Origin of the sequence: Pseudomonas sp. NPDC087639 (genome assembly GCF_044743385.1) — a bacterium.
Classification (GTDB): Bacteria; Pseudomonadota; Gammaproteobacteria; order Pseudomonadales; family Pseudomonadaceae; genus Aquipseudomonas.
Window position 1 is genome coordinate 1 of the sequence record NZ_JBIUWI010000172.1, and the last position, 2,007, is coordinate 2,007.

The 2,007-nt window shown below is 58.1% G+C and carries 3 protein-coding genes; all 3 read left to right on the forward strand.

Features of this window, described 5'->3' with window-relative positions:
- Positions 1-772 (forward strand): ParA family protein (locus tag ACIOVB_RS27620; RefSeq protein WP_401272287.1); only part of this gene is annotated, 772 nt, incomplete at its 5' end.
- A gap of 9 nt (positions 773-781) precedes the next feature.
- A complete protein-coding gene (locus ACIOVB_RS27625) occupies positions 782-1,654 on the forward strand; it encodes a ParB/RepB/Spo0J family partition protein (protein WP_401272288.1) in 873 nt (290 codons plus the stop codon).
- Between the two features lie 148 nt (positions 1,655-1,802).
- Positions 1,803-2,007 (forward strand): ATP synthase subunit I (locus ACIOVB_RS27630; protein ID WP_401272289.1); only part of this gene is annotated, 205 nt, incomplete at its 3' end.

Genomic DNA, 2,007 nt, shown 5'->3' on the forward strand with positions numbered 1-2,007 from the left:
CCAGAAAGGTGGTGTGGGCAAGACCACCACCTGCATCAACCTCGCAGCATCCCTGGTCGCGACCAAGCGTCGGGTGCTGTTGATCGATCTCGATCCACAGGGCAACGCCACCATGGGTAGCGGTGTGGATAAACATGGCCTGGAAAACTCGGTCTATGACCTGCTGATCGGCGAATGCGATCTGGCTCAGGCCATGCACTATTCCGAGCACGGCGGTTATCAATTGCTGCCGGCCAACCGCGACTTGACGGCCGCCGAAGTGGTTCTGCTGGAAATGCAGATGAAGGAAAGCCGCCTGCGCAGTGCGTTGGCGCCGATCCGTGAAAACTACGATTACATTTTGATCGACTGCCCGCCGTCGCTGTCGATGCTCACGCTGAACGCATTGGTGGCTGCTGATGGGGTGATTATCCCCATGCAGTGCGAATACTTTGCGCTGGAAGGTTTGAGCGACCTTGTGGATAACATCAAGCGTATCGCCGAACTGTTGAACCCGAACCTGAAAGTCGAAGGTTTGCTGCGGACCATGTATGACCCGCGCCTGAGCCTGATGAACGACGTTTCGGCCCAGCTCAAGGAACACTTCGGCGATCAGCTGTATGACACCGTGATCCCGCGCAACATCCGCCTGGCCGAAGCGCCGAGCTACGGCATGCCGGCGCTGGCCTACGACAAGCAATCGCGTGGCGCACTGGCCTATCTGGCCCTGGCGGGCGAGATGGTTCGTCGTCAGCGCAAAAATTCACGCATCGCCGCCGCTCAGGCAACTTAAGGAATCCCCATGGCCGTCAAGAAACGAGGTCTCGGACGTGGACTGGATGCACTGCTGAGTGGTCCGACCGTCAGCTCGCTTGAAGAACAAGCCGCGCAAGCGGATACCCGCGAGTTGCAACACCTGCCGCTGGACCTGCTCCAGCGCGGCAAGTATCAACCACGTCGGGACATGGATCCGCAGGCGCTGGAAGAGCTGGCGCAGTCGATCAAGGCACAAGGTGTCATGCAACCGATCGTGGTGCGCCCGATCGGTGGTGGCCGGTTTGAGATCATTGCCGGTGAACGTCGCTGGCGCGCTAGTCAACAAGCCGGGCAGGAAACCATCCCGGCGATGGTCCGCGATGTCCCGGATGAAACCGCAATTGCCATTGCGCTGATCGAGAACATTCAGCGCGAGGACCTCAACCCGATTGAAGAAGCGGTGGCCTTGCAGCGTTTGCAGCAGGAATTCCAGCTGACTCAGCAACAAGTCGCCGAGGCTGTGGGTAAGTCCCGCGTCACTGTGGCTAACCTGTTGCGGCTTATTGCGCTGCCGGAAGTCATCAAGACCATGCTGTCCCACGGCGACCTGGAAATGGGTCATGCCCGTGCTTTGCTCGGTTTGCCGGACAATCAGCAGGTTGAAGGGGCGCGACATGTTGTCGCACGCGGTCTTACCGTGCGCCAAACTGAAGCATTGGTTCGCCAATGGTTGAGTGGCAAACCGGAGCCTGTGGAAGCCACCAAACCCGACCCGGATATCGCCCGCCTCGAACAGCGTCTGGCCGAGCGCCTAGGCTCTGCGGTGCAGATTCGCCACGGGAAGAAGGGAAAGGGGCAGTTGGTGATCGGTTACAACTCCCTCGATGAGCTCCAAGGTGTGCTCGCGCACATCCGCTGAAACATTTCCACATGTAGCGAGCAGTCGGAAATCACTACCTGACAGTTGAATAGGGGCAGAACCGCCCCTATACTCTGCGCGCATTTTGTCGGCACAAATTATGCCAAGTTATTGAATTCTGGCAGCCGACCATTGGAGAGCAAACGTGATGGAAACCCGCAAGCCAAACCGCCTGCCGTTCCATCGCCTGGCGGTTTTTCCGGTGTTAATGGCTCAATTTGTCATTTTGCTCATTGCCGCTTTGGCGCTCTGGCAATGGCATGGAGTCGTTGCCGGATACTCGGGACTTTGCGGAGGCCTGATAGCCTTGCTGCCCAATGTTTATTTCGCTCACAAGGCATTTCGGTTTTCCG